This is a genomic window from Huintestinicola sp. (assembly GCF_051882455.1).
GTDB lineage: Bacteria > Bacillota > Clostridia > Oscillospirales > Ruminococcaceae > Huintestinicola.
The window spans coordinates 1-17,123 of sequence record NZ_JBJERV010000017.1 but is presented as its reverse complement, the minus strand read 5'-3'; the positions used below and the strand labels follow the sequence as shown (position 1 = coordinate 17,123).

The 17,123-nt window shown below is 48.9% G+C and carries 11 protein-coding genes; 5 read left to right on the top strand and 6 right to left on the bottom strand.

The features are described 5' to 3' along the window. Positions 1-1,037 precede the first annotated feature (1,037 nt). Positions 1,038-2,747, bottom strand: coding sequence for a [Fe-Fe] hydrogenase large subunit C-terminal domain-containing protein (locus ACI4J0_RS02845; RefSeq protein WP_439764306.1), 1,710 nt, complete (start codon positions 2,745-2,747; stop codon positions 1,038-1,040). A gap of 399 nt (positions 2,748-3,146) precedes the next feature. On the opposite strand from ACI4J0_RS02845, the gene ACI4J0_RS02840 reads away from it, so the two are divergent. Continuing rightward, positions 3,147-5,012, top strand: a complete 1,866-nt coding sequence (locus ACI4J0_RS02840; RefSeq protein WP_439764305.1) for a GGDEF domain-containing protein — start codon at positions 3,147-3,149, stop codon at positions 5,010-5,012. 151 nt (positions 5,013-5,163) lie between these two features. On the opposite strand, the gene ACI4J0_RS02835 is transcribed toward ACI4J0_RS02840, so the two are convergent. Both ACI4J0_RS02835 and ACI4J0_RS02830 read right to left on the bottom strand, forming a co-directional pair. Continuing rightward, entirely contained in the window at positions 5,164-5,418 is a 255-nt protein-coding gene (locus ACI4J0_RS02835) for a DUF6171 family protein (protein ID WP_439764304.1), read from the bottom strand. After that, positions 5,415-6,890 carry an alpha-N-arabinofuranosidase gene (locus tag ACI4J0_RS02830; protein WP_439764303.1) on the bottom strand — a complete coding sequence of 492 codons (1,476 nt, stop codon included), beginning with the start codon at positions 6,888-6,890 and terminating at the stop codon, positions 5,415-5,417. The genes ACI4J0_RS02835 and ACI4J0_RS02830 overlap by 4 nt, the downstream gene beginning before the upstream one ends. Before the next feature lie 130 nt (positions 6,891-7,020). On the opposite strand from ACI4J0_RS02830, the gene ACI4J0_RS02825 reads away from it, so the two are divergent. Next, positions 7,021-7,797 carry a helix-turn-helix domain-containing protein gene (locus tag ACI4J0_RS02825; RefSeq protein ID WP_439764302.1) on the top strand — a complete coding sequence of 259 codons (777 nt, stop codon included), beginning with the start codon at positions 7,021-7,023 and terminating at the stop codon, positions 7,795-7,797. 363 nt (positions 7,798-8,160) lie between these two features. On the opposite strand, the gene ACI4J0_RS02820 is transcribed toward ACI4J0_RS02825, so the two are convergent. The 3 genes from ACI4J0_RS02820 to ACI4J0_RS02810 are packed head-to-tail and all read right to left on the bottom strand — an operon-like array spanning position 8,161 to position 10,567. Next, positions 8,161-8,832 carry a class I SAM-dependent methyltransferase gene (locus ACI4J0_RS02820; protein ID WP_439764301.1) on the bottom strand — a complete coding sequence of 224 codons (672 nt, stop codon included), beginning with the start codon at positions 8,830-8,832 and terminating at the stop codon, positions 8,161-8,163. A 2-nt stretch (positions 8,833-8,834) separates the two neighbouring features. Further along, complete coding sequence (locus ACI4J0_RS02815) at positions 8,835-9,458, bottom strand: hypothetical protein (RefSeq protein WP_439764300.1); 624 nt, start codon at positions 9,456-9,458, stop codon at positions 8,835-8,837. Further along, the gene (locus ACI4J0_RS02810; RefSeq protein WP_439764299.1) at positions 9,455-10,567 is read right to left on the bottom strand and encodes an aldo/keto reductase; all 1,113 of its coding nucleotides are present in this window, start codon (positions 10,565-10,567) and stop codon (positions 9,455-9,457) included. The genes ACI4J0_RS02815 and ACI4J0_RS02810 overlap by 4 nt, the downstream gene beginning before the upstream one ends. Before the next feature lie 281 nt (positions 10,568-10,848). Between ACI4J0_RS02810 and ACI4J0_RS02805 the strand changes: the two genes are divergently transcribed. The 3 genes from ACI4J0_RS02805 to ACI4J0_RS02795 all read left to right on the top strand — a co-directional run. After that, positions 10,849-14,064 (top strand): hypothetical protein, encoded by a 3,216-nt coding sequence (locus ACI4J0_RS02805; RefSeq protein WP_439764298.1) that lies wholly within the window; start codon positions 10,849-10,851, stop codon positions 14,062-14,064. 141 nt (positions 14,065-14,205) lie between these two features. Next, positions 14,206-16,161: a methionine--tRNA ligase gene (gene metG, locus ACI4J0_RS02800; RefSeq protein WP_439764297.1), complete on the top strand. Its 1,956-nt coding sequence runs from the start codon at positions 14,206-14,208 to the stop codon at positions 16,159-16,161. Between the two features lie 190 nt (positions 16,162-16,351). Then, the coding region (locus tag ACI4J0_RS02795) for a ketose-bisphosphate aldolase (protein WP_439764296.1) at positions 16,352-17,123 on the top strand (772 nt) is incomplete at its 3' end.

Sequence of the window (17,123 nt, the reverse complement as noted above, 5' to 3'; positions counted from 1 at the left end):
ACAAATCTTTGATTTGTAGCCTCTCCCTTCCCCTTAGGTTGTCCCTTTGCATACTCGCTAACAGGGTTAAACCAAATCAAATTATTTAATCAAAACAAACAAATCCGCCCCGACATATTTCGATATGTCGGGCTGTTGCCATATCTATAGGCGCGGAGACAAAGCAGCAGTTTCGCACAAACCTACAGCGCGACCTCGCCGCGGGGCGACCCCCGCCCTCGCCGCGGGGCGATCCCCGCCCTCGTCGCGGGGCGATCCCCGCCGCCGCGGGTCGTCACCCGCTTACGATTTATCGGTCAGCATATTTGTAACGTTACCGAGCCGACAGTCGGATGTCCGAATAAATTACAGAACGTCTCGCCGCGGGGCGACCCCCGCCCTCGCCGCGGGGCGACCCCCGCCGCCGCGGGTCGTCACTCGCTTACGATTTATCGGTCAGCATATTTGTAACGTTACCGAGCCGACAGTCGGATGTCCGAATAAATTACAGAACGTCTCGCCGCGGGGCGACCCCCGCCCTCGTCGCGGGGCGACCCCCGCCGCCGCCGCCGCCCAATACATATGAATTACAAATTAACACAGTAAACATTTGTGCAACATTTTCTCCCATAAATTACCATATCCCCCAAAACCCCGTTTTTGACCCCTTTTTTCATACCCGATTTTTCCGCAGTGTTAAAATTCTCATATCCGCCCCTGCAAAACGCTCAAAAAATGTCGACTTTGTTCATATCCAGCCCGATTGTAAACCGCTTTTGGCATAATTTACAATAAATGTATTTCGTCAGAATGACGAATCATATGCTCCGAATAAAAATCTGCAAAAAAACACCGTTTTTAACAATTTGTTAATATAAGCATATGAACAAAAATCCCCCGAAATGCAGTTCATAAATATAATGCCTGCATTTCGGGGGATATAAGAGCCATAAATGCCCATGAAGTACACATTCGGGGTCGACAATACCCCTCTTTCAAGGCGGTATTTCCATTTGCTGTAAACCCGCCTGATTTTCTGTCAGACTAAAGCGCAAAAATCAATACTTATCGGAAACAGAGGATACCATATCCTGAGCCATAACATTGAGCTGAGTAGTCGCATCAGCCACAGCCTGCATAGCCTCTCTTATGGTAGCCGAGCCGTTAGCGCACTCGGTGATATTTTCATTAAGGGAAGAAACCGCCGACTGAAGCTTTTCGAGAGTAGAAACGAGCATAGGCAGATTATCGGAATCAATGCTCTCCACCGAGGAGCAGAAGCCTACCACCTTTTCCAGGATACCTACCACAATGCCCGACATGGAAGCGGACTTCTGATTGGAGGAGTCGATGTTGTAAAGGCTGGCGTATATGTTCTCGATATCGGCGAGAAGGTTCGTAGCGAAGCCGCTTACCTTTTCGGCTATCTCGGCAGACTTGCCGTTGTCGGCAGGGTGGCTCACAGTCACAGGCGCAGCCCCTCCCGAGGAAGCCTTAGCGCATCTGATACAGTTAGCGGGGATATTTCTGCCCGCATAGATAGCCTTAGCCATCTCCGCACAGCTCTTATAGCCGCAGGCTCCGCAGTCTATCTTACGGTCATACTCGTTTGTCTTACCGAGCTTAGCGTAAACCTCCTCAAGCTCCCTGTCGGAAGGCTCGGGAGCAGCCTTTCCGCCCGACTCGTAGTTTCTCATCAGGCTTCTGGGATTGATACGGTCATCGAATATCTTGAACTGCTTGTCAACGCCGTTGAGCGCAGTCTTTCGGCGGCCTCTCGCGTCTATCTCCACCTCGCGCATGATGGATTTTATCTCAAGGGCGGTCTGGTCGTCCTCGTTGCCGATACCGCAGCCGCAGCCGCAGCCTCCGCTGCAGGACAGCGCCTCGAATACCTGGGGGTGACGGTGGGAAGGCAGCTCGCAGTACTCGTCAAGCTCCTTGTACACCTTGGTGCCGTCCGAGCTTACCGCGATAATATCGGGCATATTGATGGACAGGTTGTATCTGAGTCCTCCGGGAGTGGGGAAGATACCGCCCATGCAGCCCTGTACCTGATCGTCGAAATCATAGTGCTGATCGCCCTCGATGGACTTGTTGAAATCTATCTTCTTGCGGCGGAAATACTCTTTAAGGCGCTTGAAGGTGATGTTGTACTCGGCATGGCCTGTGGACTCGAACTCCAGCTTCATGGCAGGGCATGGGGTGAGCACAGCTACAGCGTAGTTTTTCTTGATAAAGTCTCTTATGTAGATCGCCTCGCAGGAAACGGGGCTGTGAACGGGGGAAAGATCTCTCGTCTCATCGGGGTGATAAAGCTCCATATACCTGACAACAGCGGGGCAGTGCTGGGAAATAACGTTCTTGGCGTTGCCCTGTTCGATGGCTCTGACATAGCCCCAGGTACATATATCCGCACCGTAGGAGCCGTCATAAACGCCGTCTGCGCCGTTCTGCTTGAACCATTTGAGGACAGCCTGCCATGTACCGGGGAAGGCGGTCTTGATGGAGGGGTGGGCGATAACTATGATCTTTCTCTCCTTTAAGTCCTTGAAGAACTTGTCGGTATCATCGTCGTAATCCCTTGCCTTAGCCTTGCAGACCTTTACGCATTCGCCGCAGGCAATGCACTTTTCATTGTTAATTACAGTTACCGTTTTGCCGTTTTCGAGCACCTTTACAGTGTTGGCTTCGGGAGAGGGACAGACCCTGATACAAGCGTTGCAGCCTATACACCTTTCCTCATTGACACTAATAAGCTCTGTCATCAGATATACACTCCTAACGAATGCGCCCAGGCGCAAAATTTTCTGATATAATTATATCAAATTTTAATAATAATTGCAATAGATTTTTTTAAAATATATTGTCTTGGAAGCATTTTTATACATATTGAAAACTTTATAATGTAATAAATAGTCAAAATAACGAAAATTTTTGTGCCGCTGCCCCGAAATATGAAATCATTTACACCGAGAAGAGCTTTTACGGACAGCCATCCGAAATTCAAATCTGCATATTTCACAAATCCTGAGGGATTTTTTATAGAATACGGTGAATTTTGTTTTTTTGTGTTGAAATTCTCCTACCTCTGTGGTATAATATGAGTAATTATATAAACGTTTTCATACATAAATGTATTTCGCCGGAAGGAGGTGTTTCAGACAATGCTGTACGGCAAAAAGGTGGTCGCTCTGTGCCTGTCGCGGATAAACGACGAGGTCAGCTATGATTATATCATGAACCTCAGCAGATATTTCGAAGAGAGAGACTGGCGGCTTTTTGTCTATGCCACCTGCACCGACCTGTACTGGAACACTCCCGAGGACAAGGGCGAATCTGCGGTTTTCAGCCTTATTAACTATGATGTTACCGACGCTGTGATAATTATGGACGAAAAGATCAAAAGCAGGGACATCATCGACTCTATCCGCACAAGATGCGAAAAGATGAATATCCCCGTGATCTTTGCGGGGGGTATCGAGCCCAATGACCGCAGTCTGGAATTTGACTATGAAGAGGGCTTTGCTCTTGTTATACGCCACGTTATGGAATACCACGGCGTTACCGACCTGCATATGATGGCGGGAATGAAGGGAAACGATTTCTCCGAAAAACGCATTGAGGTATTTAAGCGCGAGGTGGAGAAAAAGGGCATAGCTTTTTCCGAGGATATGGTGAGCTACGGCGATTTCTGGTCTGTTCCCACCGAAAAGGCAGTTAACAGGCTTATTGAGGAAAACAGGCTCCCCAAGGCGTTCATCTGCGCCAACGACACTATGGCAATAACCGTATGCGGCGTTCTTGCCGCTCATAATATACGAGTTCCCGAGGACATTATCGTTACGGGCTTTGACGGCATTGAGGCGATAAAATTTTCCGTTCCGAAGATAACCTCCTGCCTTTGCAGCTTTGAGGATATGGCAAGGGAGACCGCAAATGTTCTTGACAGGATATTCGCAGGCTCTGACGGCTCCGTGAGGGAGCTTATAACCCCCAGAGTGATAATCTCCGAGTCCTGCGGCTGCCACTGCGCCGAGCCTATAAACACTTCCCTCTATCTCAACGATGTGAATGACCGCTTCTTCCGCTTCCAGGAGGACAGCTATGCCATCAACAACATCTCTACCCGTATACAGATGTGCCGGAGCATTGAAGAAGTGGCAAAGAAATTTGACAATAATCAGTACTTTTATAATATGGTATGCGTACTCAAGCCCGAATGCATTGACGAGACGATAAATCCCCTTTCCGTCAGCACAAAGGACTTCTCCGAGGAAAAGCTTTTTATGCTCTTTAACACCGACTATTCAAACCCTTTTGAGCCCTATTATTTCAATGCTTCGGAGATGTTCGCGGGAATAGAGGCAATAATCAGGAAAAAGGTCCCTCTTATATTCTTCGCTCTGAATTTCCTGGAAAATCCCCTGGGATTTGTATGCTTCCACTTCAACAATTTTGATATGGCAAATTACACCAAGATGCCCCAGACCATCAACGCTATGAGCACTGCCATCGGCAGCTACCGCAATATGCGCTATCAGCATTATCTTAACACCCGTATCGAGGAAATGTACAAGTCCGACGCACTGACGGGACTTTACAACAGAAGCGGATTTATCAAGGAATATGACAGGCTCCTTGAGGAGGGCACTGAGGGTCTGACGGTGATACTTGCCGACCTGGACGGCCTCAAGAATATAAACGACACCTACGGTCACGGCGAGGGCGATGTGGCTATACGCGCGGTGGCTCTTGCCCTGAAGGCGTGCTGCCCCGAAGAGGCGGTATGCGCCAGATTTGGCGGCGATGAGATGATAGCTGTGATAAACGGCGAATGTACGAGTGATATAAAGGGCGATATAGCTAAATATCTGGAAAGCTACACCGCTTCATCGGGCAAGCCCTACACCGTTTCCGCCAGCGTGGGAATTTACAGAGCCGCTCCCGAGGAAACAGGCGATTTCAAGGAGATACTCAAAAAATCCGACAAGCTCATGTACATGGACAAGGCAAGAAAAAAGCAGGGCTGAAATGCAAAGCTTTGTCCGGTTCATGTGCGATATACTGCCGAATTTGACGAGAACGGCAGACCTTACGGCTTATGCTTCGGCTGCCCTTGTTGTGGACTGAAAAATGCAAAACAGCGTTCGCTTTTTAGGGGCGGACGCTGTTTTTGTTGTATTACCAGTAATGTTTTTCGCTTGGACAGTGCATATCCTTTTTTGCGGCTCTCAGCTCCACAAAGCAGCCGCATTTCCCGCAGGTGCCTTCACCTAAGGAGTCACATTCGCCGCATATTTTAAGTCTGCGGCGGTATTCCTCCTCATGGGTGCGCTTTTCCTCGGGGAGAGCGGCTATAAGCTCGGATATCTCCTTATATATTCCCCCCGGGTCAAGCTCCGCGAAAAAACACCTTTTGCAGAAGGGGCGGCTCATTTTATTGTTACGCTCACTACCGAGCAGGCAGGAAGCTCTGCGGTGAGAACGCCGTTTTCAAGCTTGACGGGATATGCGGCGGGAGTAACGCGCTCGGGGGCGTCAAAGTCGTTATAGCTGTGTACCTCGCCGGAAAGGATACGCGCGGAGGCTTCGCTTCCTTCAAAGCCTCTGATATCGCAGGACACTTCGGCGCTGTCCTCAAGGGAGCAGTTTGCAAGGGTAAGGGTCATTACGCCGTCCTTGACCGAGGCGGAGCTTGAGAGGAGAGGTATCTTTTCCTTATCCCCTGCATACTCGTTCGTGCTGAAGCAGTAGACAAGCTCGCCGTCCTGGTGCTCCTTGAAGAGGTCGAAAACGTGGTAGGTGGGGGTCTTTATCATTTTCTCGCCCTCGGTGAGGATAAGCGCCTGGAGCACGTTTACCGCCTGGGCAAGGTTTGCCATGGTCACACGCCTGCTGTGTCTGTTGAAGATGTTCAGATTGCAGGCGGCTACGATAGCGTCGCGCATGGTGTTCTGCTGATAGAGGAAGCCGGGATCTGTTCCCTCCTCCACGTCGTACCAGCAGCCCCACTCGTCTACGATAAGTCCGATATCGTTATCGGGGTCATAGCGGTTCATTATCTCGGTGTGGCGGGTGAGAAGGGTATCCATATAGAGGGTCTTGGCGATGGTGCTGTAGTAAAGCTCGGAGTCAAATTCACGGGCGCTGCCCTTTTTCTCCCATACGCCTGTGGGTACGGTGTAGTAGTGGAGGGATATGCCCTTTGTCTGATACTTGTTCAGATTTTTCATTATCGCCTCGGTCCAGCTGTAGTCCCCCGAGTTGGGTCCGCAGGCTATTTTATAAAGCTCGTTGCCCGAGTAGTTCTTGCAGAAGCTCTGGAAACGGCGGTATTCGTCTATGTAATAATCGGAGCGCATATTTCCGCCGCAGCCCCAGTTTTCATTGCCTATGCCCAGGTACTTGAGCTTCCAGGGCTTCTCTCTGCCGTTCTGCTTTCTGAGGTCTGCCATTGGTGATATGCCGTCAAAGGTGAGATATTCCACCCACTCCGAAAGCTCCCGGACTGTACCGCTGCCCACATTTCCCGAAATGTACGGCTCACAGCCTACAAGCTCGCAGAAACGCATAAATTCGTGGGTGCCGAAGGAATTATCCTCGGTCACGCCGCCCCAGTTGGTGTTGACCATTTTCTTGCGCTTTGATTTTTCGCCGATACCGTCCTGCCAGTGGTATTCGTCCGCAAAGCAGCCACCGGGCCAGCGGAGTACGGGCAGCTTTATGTTCCGAAAGGCTTCGATGATATCGTTTCTGATGCCGTCGGTGTTGGGTATGGAGGAGTCTTCCCCCACGTAAATGCCGCTGTAGATACATCTGCCAAGATGCTCGGAGAAATGTCCGTATATCTCGGGATTTATGTGGGATATTTTGTCCTGTGCGTTGATGAGCATTGATATTTTTTTCATTGCAGTTCGTCCTTTCGTTGATTTTTTTGCCGAAATTTCCGTTAATATCATTATCCCATCTTGACAGGAAAATTGCAATGACGTATTATATTATTATACTGACAGATCCTACGATTAAAGGTGAACGGATATGATGATATTTCACGCAATGGGTATGAATTACCGACACGAAAAGGAATTTGATATTGACCGTCCCAATGGCTCGGGGGACGATCTGCTGTTATTTTTCAAAACTGCGGCAAGGGTATTTTCAGAGGAGGGGGAGGTCATCGCTCCTCCGCGGAGCGTACTGCTTTACAAGAAGGGCTCGCCCCAGCATTACTGCGCTGCGGGGGAGATGTATGTCAATCATTTTCTTCATCTGGAATGTTCCGGTGAGGAGGAGTTTCTGGAGGGTGCGGGCATTGCTGTGAACAGGGTGATCCCCCTTTCGGACGACAGCGAGGCGGAGGAGCTCCTGCGTATGATAGGCAGGGAGGAAATGAGCGGTTCCCCCCACAAGGAGCAGTATATGGATATGCTGATAAAAATGCTTATCCTCAAAATTGCCGACTGCTCGGAAAACGGAAAAAAGCTGCCGCTACCTATGGTACACGGTCCTGCTCTGGACGGGCTGAGGGCTGAGCTTTACAGCAATGCGGGCAGCTTCGGTTCTGTGGCGGAGCTTGCCGAAAAGGTAAATCTCAGTCCTTCTCATTTTCAGCAGCTTTACAGGGAGCGCTTCGGGGTAAGCTGCTATGAGGACCTGCTTTCGGCAAGGATAAAGGCGGCGGAGTATTATCTGAAAAACTCTTCCCTTACGGTGAAGGAAATTGCCGCTTTATGCGGTTATGAGAACGATGTTTGTTTTATGCGCCTTTTTAAAAGGCGGACGGGGCTGACTCCCGGCGGGTATAGGAGAAAATGAGAAAAGCAGTTAAATGAAAAAAGTTGCACAAATAAACACAACACTAAAAGTTTCGCTCAAGCCTTTTCAAAGGCTTGCAGGTTTCCAAAGGGCGGCGCCCTTTGGTCGCCCTCCGCAGAGGGCGAAACCTCCTTTTATCCTTCCAAAACGGAGCAAGGGGTGAGAAATGCGACAGCATTTCGAGGGGAGGCGTACACGACCGCCTCCCCTTTTATAGCGCTCAAACATACTTACCCTCAAAAACGTTCCGGTGGAACGTTTTTGACAAAGCAATTCCTGCATTGGTTTGTGCATATTATATAATTGTCGTTCCTTTTTCGACAGACTCATGAGAAAAGCCGCACTTTTTCGGTGCGGCTTTTCTCATTTTAATGCGGTGATGACAGAGAATTTCCGGCTTGAATAGATACAGCTTACCGACTTAAAGCCGCTGTTTCTGAGCATTTTTATCTCCTGCTCCGCGGAACATTCCTTATCAAGCTTTCGGCGCTCTTTCCAGAGGGCGATATCGGTTTCCGTCAGTCCGCTTGTGTAAAGCCCCTTTTCCCAATAGGAATTATACCACGTATCTGTGGTGTGGTCTTCGGCGCAGAACTGGTCGTAATTTACAAATATGCCGCCTTCGGGGAGCTTTTCGTATATGCGCAGGAATAGCTTCTGCTTATCCTCGTCTGTAAGGTGATGTATGGACAGGGCGGATATCACTGCGTCAAAATCCTGACGGGGAAGGTCTGCCGTATAGTCGGATACCTCAAAGCTTACGTTTTCGCAGCCCGAGAAACGCTTTCGTGCCACGTCAAGCATTTCCTCGGCTATATCCGTAAGGACATAGCGCGCATCGGGAAAGTGCTTATACCAGAATGAGGTAAGAAGTCCTGTTCCTGCGCCAAGGTCAAGGACTGACTTCGGCTCGGGTGTATTTGCGGCTATGAAATCGGTGGAGCTGATGTAGAAATCATCAAAGCAGGGTATGAATTTTCGGCGGTTCCCGTCGTATTCACGGGCTATTTTATTGAACTGTGTTTCGATATCCATCTTTATGTCCTTTCCAAATCACGGGCATCGCTCAGTATTCCGGGAGTGTCGTTGACAAGCTTTTCGGGGTATCTTACATATTCCATTATTCTCTCGCGGGGGTAGTTTTGCAGCATATATCTGCCAAGCTTACAGCTTATGGCATAATTGCCGTAAAGGTTTATGTAATTTTCCGAAAGCTCCTCCGGGGTGCAGCTTAGCTCTATATCCTCATTTGTCTGTCCCGAAAGATTTTGGGCAAGGGCTTCCCAGAACCATATTACTCCCTCTGCATTGGGGTTTATCTGCTGCTGGCAGATGTGGGTGAACTCGTGGAGGATAAGCTTTTCGTAATCACTCTCGGTCATATTTTCGTGTCCCTGTGCTTCTCTGCAGCGCTCGAGGGAGAGGAGGTTTATATTGCCGTCGTAGGTATCGCCTATCATCCAGCTGTAATATTCGGTGAATTTTTCGGTGTGGGCTTTATATTCTTCTGCGGTGGAGTAAATTATAATTTTCTGACAATGGTCAATGTCCTCAAGTCCGAAAAAGGCGGCTATACAGTTCATTTTATCCCCGAGAGTGCGGCTCACAAGGTCGGCAAGGGCTTTATCTTCCGGGGAAAAGGTCAAATTAAAGCTTATCATCTCGATGTTTTCTCCGCAAGCTCTTCCATAATTTTGCTTATGGCTATTCCCTGGGGACAGTGGCTCTCGCAGGCGGCACAGCTTATGCAGTCTTTGGGCTTGCCCTTGGTATCAAGCTTATCCATATCCTCAAGCGCCCATTCTCCGTCTATTTTATAGCGGTTGTAGAGGGCTAAGACCTCGGGGATATTTATCTCGGCGGGACAGCCGCCGCAGCAGTAGCGGCAGGCGGTACAGGGCACCCTTACGGCGCTTCGGAATATTTCGCAGGCTTTGAAAAGCAGCTTTTCCTCATCGTCTGTGAGGGCGTTGTTTGCTGAGAATGTGTTAAGATTATCCCGCATCTGCTCATTATCCGACATTCCGCTGAGTATCACCTTGATACCCTCAAGGCGCATAAGAAAACGGAATGCCCAGGAGGCTGTCGTATTTTCGGGGCAGGCGCTTTTTAACATTTCCTCCGCTTCGGGAGTGAGGCTTGCCAGTCTGCCGCCGCGGACGGGTTCCATTACTATGATGGGGATATTTTTTTCCCGGAGCGCTTCGTATTCAGCCTTTGCGGAGCCATAGAGCCAGTCAAAGTAATTAAGCTGTATCTGGGCAAAGTCCCAGTCACGGTATGCCGCAAATTCTTTCAGCTTTTCGGGGCTTGAATGAGATGAAAAGCCCAGATATTTTATTCTGCCGAGCCTTTTCTGCTCCTCGAAATACTCGATACAGCCGCTTTTTATGTAGGTCTCGGCGGTGTTGTCGGTGACGCTGTGGATAAGGTAGAAGTCGATATGGTCGGTGCCAAGGCGGGTGAGCTGTTCCTCAAAAACGGCTTTATAGTCGGGGTTTGCGTGTATGAAAAATTTGTCGGCGATATAGAAGCTGTCGCGGGGATAGCGCTTTACCAGCACTTCGCGGAGAAATTCCTCGGACTTGCCGCCGTGGTAGATATAGGCGGTATCGTAATAGTTTATGCCCTCGGACATTGCTTTGTCGATTATCTCCGTTCCTCTTTCAAGGTCGATATCCCCGTCCGAGCCGCCCTGTATTATGGGCAGGCGCATATTGCCCATTCCCAGTCCCGACAGGCTGATGTTCTGAAATTCTTTTGTTATCATAGCGCACCTCCGATAGTTTTGTTATGTTTATTATATCGGATTTTTTCTCGGATTGGTTTAAATTTATATGTACATTATTCAAAATTATATGAAGGACATAAGCGGATAGCTTTTTATCGGCGGCTTTAGATATTGATTAAACGTAACTTTTTTGTAAAATTTTATATTTTTATCGAAAAACAATAAAAAATGGCGCTCTTTTGGCGCCTTTCTCGGTATATAATACTATATGTATAAAAATCGGGGATTATCCCGATAAAATAAAAGGAGGAAATTTTTTCATGAAAATTTCAGGATTTAAGAGGGTGCTGGCAGGCGTTTCGGCGGCAGCTATGGCATTTTCTTTGATTTCCTATGTACCTCTCGATTGGGGTACGGAAAGTCCTTATGTTATTGAGGCGAGTGCGCTTGAAGCTCCGGAGGGTTATATCACGGACAGCAACGGTTTAATGGCATATACCATTTTGAACGGATCCAGCAATAGTGGTTCTTCTGTTGAAAACAGCAGCGTAAATCTTAGGGGCGTTTTTAACAACGATTGGAAAATGGTTTGTTACAGGGATAAGGGCTTCAGAAGCGTTCTGCGCATAGGCGAAAAATGTTATTATCCCGATTTGAAAACAGGTTCGTCTGTTTTGCCAACTCAAGAGGGTAACAGTCTGATCTCGGAGGACTGCGGTCTTGGAGTAAAGTTCAACCCTAAATTTGTCAGCGACGGCAAGCTCCTGCAAATGGTATATGAAGTTACCAACACCTCAGATGCGTCCATCTCATTTGACTTCGGCTTCGGCTCGGATGTTCAGATAGGAGGCTGTGACAGCGCTCCTATTTCCAAGCTCGACAAGACCAAGGACGGTCAGGAAACAGGTTTCCTTATGGAATCAACATACGCTTCCGACAGTATGACCGACGAAAGCGGAAATACTGTTTTTGCAGGCTTTGGCTTGATCATGAACGGTGCCAAGGGAGCAAATGCTTCGGATTTCTGGTATGGCGGTTTTAGTGCTGTTTATTCAGATGATAATATATTCAACTCTACCGTTCCCGAGAACCCATACAGCGGAGACAGCGGAGCTATTGTTTCCTGGAAAGACCGCACAGTCGCTCCCGGCGAGACTGTAAGCCTTTCCTGCTATGTGGGCATCGGCTCTGCCGAGGAGCTTAAAGCCCTTATCAAGGAAATGCTCAGCGCTACCACCGACTACAAGAACGAACAGCTTACCGACCTTGAGCCCGACAGCCTGTATGAGCTTACCATTACCGAGAGCGACGGAACTCAGACAACACACCCCATCACCTCCACTCCCGAGGGTACTATCCCTATGACGGGAACAGACGACAACGGAGACCCTTACTCTATGATAGGCAAGACAAGCTCCCTTATCAAAAAGGGTGACGGTGAGGACACAGAGGACAGTGACCCTATTACAATAGAAGTTGCTGACCGTCCCGAGACACCCGAGGACCCCAATGTTCCTTCAGGTACTGTTGATGATATCTTGAACCCCTCCGATGTGGAAACTACTGAAAATTCCATAACCTTCCCCTCCAAGCCCAATACCGAATACACCATTGACGGCGGCAACACCTGGGTCACTCCCGATGAAAACGGAAACATTGTTTTTGATGATCTCACCGAGGGCGAGGAATATACCATTCAGTCACGAACTCCCGCTACCGATTCCTCTCCCGCTTCTCCCATTTCCGAAGGCGTTAAGATCGTTGTGCAGAATATGGTCACCGAAGATGAAATAGATATAAGCGCTGATGACCTTGTTTTCACAGGCGAGCCTCAGAGCATAGAAGTAAAATGCGATGACCCCGATATTACTATTACATATTCCACATCTCTTGATGAAGAATTTACCTCAGAGGTCCCCGTATTCACAGATGACGGAGTATATACCGTTTACTACTGCGCACAAAAGCCCGGCTGTTATCCCAAGTATGGCTTTTACACCGTTACTATCGTAAAGTATTATGATTTTGACAGCAATGAGCACTGGAAAATTATTGACGGCGTGAAAACTATGGTGGGCGCTCACACATTCGGCGATTGGAAAACTGTGACCGAATCCGGATGCACCACAGAGGGCAAGAAAAAGCACATCTGCACAGTATGCGGTTATTACGAGTTTGAACCCATTGACGCTTTAGGACACGTTCTCGAAAAAATTGACAGAGTTGAACCTACCTGCACCGAGAACGGCAAAGAGGAATTTTATACCTGCACAGTCTGCGATATGCTTTTCGCTGACAGCGAAGGCAAGAGCGAGATAACCGAAGAGGAGCTTATTATCCCTGCAGCAGGTCACACAGAGGTAATTGACCCCGCTGTTCCTGCCACCTGCACAGAAACAGGTCTTACAGAGGGCAGCCACTGCTCGGTTTGTGATGATGTTATTGTGGCACAGGAGGTCGTTCCCGCTCTCGGTCATAATTTTGAGGACGGCGAATGCACGGTGTGCGGCGAGCCTGACCCCGGCTTTGTTCCCGAGGCAGACGAGGGCGATATCATTGTTGACAACGAGGACAATGTGGGCGGCGCAGGCGTTGACGGCGAAGAGCTCAAGAATGCTGTGGAGATCACTCCCGAGGAACAGGCTCTTATCGAAGCAGGCGAGGACCTTCACATTATCCTGAACGTTCAGAATGCTGACAGCACCGTTTCCGCCGAGGACAAGGCTCTTATAGAGTCCGCGCTTTCTGAGAATATGACTGTGGGAATGTTCCTTGACATCGTTCTCGTTAAGAAGATAGGCGAGCTGGAGACTGCTATCCATGAAACAAATGCACCTGTCACTATCACATTTGAAATGCCCGAAGACCTTATCAATAAAGACGAAAATGTGGCGCGCAAATACTTCATTATCCGCGTTCATGAAGGTGCTGTCGACATTCTTGAATGCACATTCGACCCCGCTACGGGCAAGGCAAGCTTTATGACAGACAGGTTCTCAAGCTATGCTATCGCTTACAGGGACACCGTAACCGTGGAGCCCGAGCCTGAGCCCGAGCCCGAAAAGGTAGTTTACTATCCCGTTATCACAAGCGGAGATGTGGTTGCCGACAAGTCCTATGCTGCTGCGGGACAGACTGTAAATGTTATCGCAGGCTTTGGCTATGACATTATAGTTACCGCCGCAAACGGCAGACAGGTGGCTAAGATGACCGAAAAGGGCAGCTTTACAATGCCTGCTTCTGCGGTTTATGTAAAGGCTGTTCAGAATGAGACTATAGCTCTTATATCCAATGCTTGGAGACATTCCTATGTTTTCTCCTACGACGCTGAGATGAACATAATAAAGGTAAATTCCGATGTTAAGCGCGGAGTTATCGTTATCGACCTTGGCGCCGAGTATGCGGGCAGAGATTTCACTGTCTATGCAGGAAGAAAGAGCACTAAGACCGAGATAATATCCGGCACTCTCGACAAGTACGGAAGATTTACTTTCAAGGCTGACGAGGGAATGAAATATACTCTGGTAGTTGAGTAAGTTAACTTGAATTATTGACCGTATCCCGGGGAACACTCTGTTCCTCGGGATATTTTTTACAAAAAAGTAGTGACAAAATCAAAATAATGGTATATAATAGTAAGTGTTATGATTTTTATATGACGAAAGGCAGGAATTATCATGTCAAAGAAACCCTACTACATTACCACCCCTATCTATTATCCGTCGGGCAATCCCCATATCGGTCACTGCTATACTACAGTTGCCTGCGACTCCATCGCCCGTTACAGACGAATGCAGGGATATGACGTGATGTTTCTCACCGGAACGGACGAGCATGGTCAGAAGATAGAGCAGAAGGCTGCCGAAAAGGGCGTTACTCCCAAGCAGTACGTTGACGAGATAGTGGCTGTTTTCAAAAATCTCTGGTCTTATATGAATATAAGCTATGACCGCTATATCCGTACCACCGACGATTATCACGTTAAGACCGTACAGACCATCTTCAAGGCGCTGTATGACAAGGGATATATCTACAAGGGCGAATACAAGGGCAAGTACTGCACTCCCTGCGAGAGCTTCTGGACTGAGTCCCAGCTGGACGAGGAGGGCAAGTGCCCCGAGTGTCACAGAGAGGTCGTTGAAGCCAAGGAGGAGGCTTATTTCTTCAAAATGTCCCCCTTTGCGGACAGGATCGAAAAGCTCCTCACCGAGACAGATTATTTACAGCCCAAGACAAGAGCTGTGGAGCTTGTCAACAACTTCATCAAGCCCGGTCTTGAGGACCTTTGCGTTTCAAGGACAAGCTTTAAGTGGGGCATTCCCGTTACCTTTGACGAGGGTCACGTGGTTTATGTATGGATAGACGCTCTTTCCAACTATATCTCCGCTCTGGGCTACGAGAATGAGCAGTACAGCGATTTTGAGAAGTTCTGGCCTGCGGACGTTCATATGGTGGCTAAGGACATTATGCGTTTCCATGCCATTATCTGGCCTGCTATGCTTATGGCGCTGGAGCTTCCTCTGCCCAAGCACCTGGCTGTTCACGGCTGGATAACCTTCAACGGTCAGAAGATGTCAAAGTCCCTGGGAAATGTGGTTGACCCCCTGGTTTTAGGAGAGAGATACGGTGCAGATTCGATCAGATACCATATTCTCCGCGAAATGGCTCTGGGCGCTGACAGCTCATTCTCCAACGAGATAATGATAAACCGCATAAATTCCGACCTGGCTAATGACCTGGGAAACCTTGTATCCAGAACCGTGGCTATGGTCATCAAGTATTTTGACGGCACTCTCCCCGAGGAGAAGATGTCCGACCCCATGGACGACGAGCTTATAAATATGGCGAAGGCTCTCAGGGGCATTGTTGACGAGTGCATTGACAACACCACGCTGAACATTGCTCTTGCGGAGATATTTAAAGTTATTTCCCGCGCGAACAAGTATATTGACGAGACTGCTCCCTGGGTGCTTGCTAAGGACGAGGCTAACAAGCCCAGACTTGCGGCTGTGCTTTATGATCTCCTTGAGGCTATCAGAATTTCCACGTCGCTTCTCAGCGCGTTCATGCCCTCAACTATGCCTAAGGTATGGGAGCAGATAGGTGCAAGTGCAGATGATGTAAGCTATGAGAATGCAGGCAAATTCGGCGTTCTTCCTCAGAACATCACCGTTCACAAGGGAGACATCATCTTCCCCAGAATTGATGTTGACAAGGAGATCGAGGAGCTTAACGCTCTTATCACTGCTCAGGCTGAAAAGGCTAAGGCGGAGCAGGACAAGGACGGGGCTAACCTTGAGCCGCTTGCGGACATTATCGGAATTGACGATTTCTTCAAGGCTGACCTGCGCATTGCGGAGGTAAAGAGCTGCGAGAAGATACCCAAGGCTAAGAAGCTTTTAAAGCTCATGCTTGATGACGGCTTCGGTGAGAGACAGGTAGTCTCGGGCATTGCTAAATGGTATGCTCCCGAGGACCTTATCGGCAAGAAGGTCATTCTTGTGGCTAATCTTTCTCCCGCTAAGCTTTGCGGCGTTGAGTCCAACGGTATGATCGTTGCGGCAAGCGTGGGCGAGGACGCAAGAGTTATTTTCGTGGACAAGGATATTCCCAACGGTTCGAGACTTTCTTAAAATACACATTATTTCAAGGGCTGCTGCGGCAGCTCTTGTTTTATGCACGTTTTTTGTCGCGTCAAAAATATTTCCCCGAAATAGTGTAAATTTTCCTCTCAGCCTATTGCAAAAGTTGAAAAAATGGAGTATAATAGAATTATAAAATTAAAAGTGTGCGTGTATGCACACCGTATGGAGGTACATTCAAATGTCAAGATTAGTTTCCGCTAAGGACATGCTTAACAAGGCCCGCGACGGCAAGTACGCTGTTGGTCAGTTCAACATCAACAATCTCGAGTGGACTAAGGCTATCCTGCTCACTGCTGAGGAGCAGAAGTCTCCCGTTATCCTCGGTGTTTCCGAGGGCGCAGGCAAGTATATGTGCGGCTACAAGACCATCGTTGGTATGGTAAACGGTATGCTCGATTCCCTTAACATCACCGTTCCCGTTGCTCTTCATCTCGACCACGGCTCCTTCGAGGGCGCTAAGGCTTGCATCAATGCAGGCTTCTCTTCCATTATGTTTGACGGTTCTCACTACCCCATTGACGAGAACATTGCAAAGACTACCGCTCTTGTTAACACCTGCGACGTTCTCGGTCTCTCCCTTGAGGCTGAGGTTGGTTCCATCGGCGGCGAAGAGGACGGCGTTGTCGGCATGGGCGAATGCGCCGATCCCGACGAGTGCAAGGCTGTTGCAGATCTGGGCGTTACTATGCTCGCTGCAGGTATCGGCAACATTCACGGCAAGTATCCCGAGAACTGGCCCGGTCTCCGCTTCGACGTTCTCGAGTCCATCAAGGCTAAGACAGGTGATATGCCCCTCGTTCTCCACGGCGGCACAGGTATCCCCGACGAGATGATAAAGAAGGCTATTTCCCTCGGCGTTGCTAAGATCAACGTTAACACCGAGTGCCAGCTCGTTTTCCAGGAGGCTACAAGAAAGTACATCGAAGAGGGCAAGGACCTTCAGGGCAAGG

Excerpts from the sequence above, each read along its gene's own strand:
- ACI4J0_RS02845 (WP_439764306.1), bottom strand. The coding sequence starts at position 2,747 with ATGACAGAGCTTATTAGTGTCAATGAGGAAAGGTGTATAGGCTGCAAC.
- ACI4J0_RS02840 (WP_439764305.1), top strand. The coding sequence starts at position 3,147 with ATGCTGTACGGCAAAAAGGTGGTCGCTCTGTGCCTGTCGCGGATAAAC.
- ACI4J0_RS02835 (WP_439764304.1), bottom strand. The coding sequence starts at position 5,418 with ATGAGCCGCCCCTTCTGCAAAAGGTGTTTTTTCGCGGAGCTTGACCCG.
- ACI4J0_RS02830 (WP_439764303.1), bottom strand. The coding sequence starts at position 6,890 with ATGAAAAAAATATCAATGCTCATCAACGCACAGGACAAAATATCCCAC.
- ACI4J0_RS02825 (WP_439764302.1), top strand. The coding sequence starts at position 7,021 with ATGATGATATTTCACGCAATGGGTATGAATTACCGACACGAAAAGGAA.
- ACI4J0_RS02820 (WP_439764301.1), bottom strand. The coding sequence starts at position 8,832 with ATGGATATCGAAACACAGTTCAATAAAATAGCCCGTGAATACGACGGG.
- ACI4J0_RS02815 (WP_439764300.1), bottom strand. The coding sequence starts at position 9,458 with ATGATAAGCTTTAATTTGACCTTTTCCCCGGAAGATAAAGCCCTTGCC.
- ACI4J0_RS02810 (WP_439764299.1), bottom strand. The coding sequence starts at position 10,567 with ATGATAACAAAAGAATTTCAGAACATCAGCCTGTCGGGACTGGGAATG.
- ACI4J0_RS02805 (WP_439764298.1), top strand. The coding sequence starts at position 10,849 with ATGAAAATTTCAGGATTTAAGAGGGTGCTGGCAGGCGTTTCGGCGGCA.
- metG (WP_439764297.1), top strand. The coding sequence starts at position 14,206 with ATGTCAAAGAAACCCTACTACATTACCACCCCTATCTATTATCCGTCG.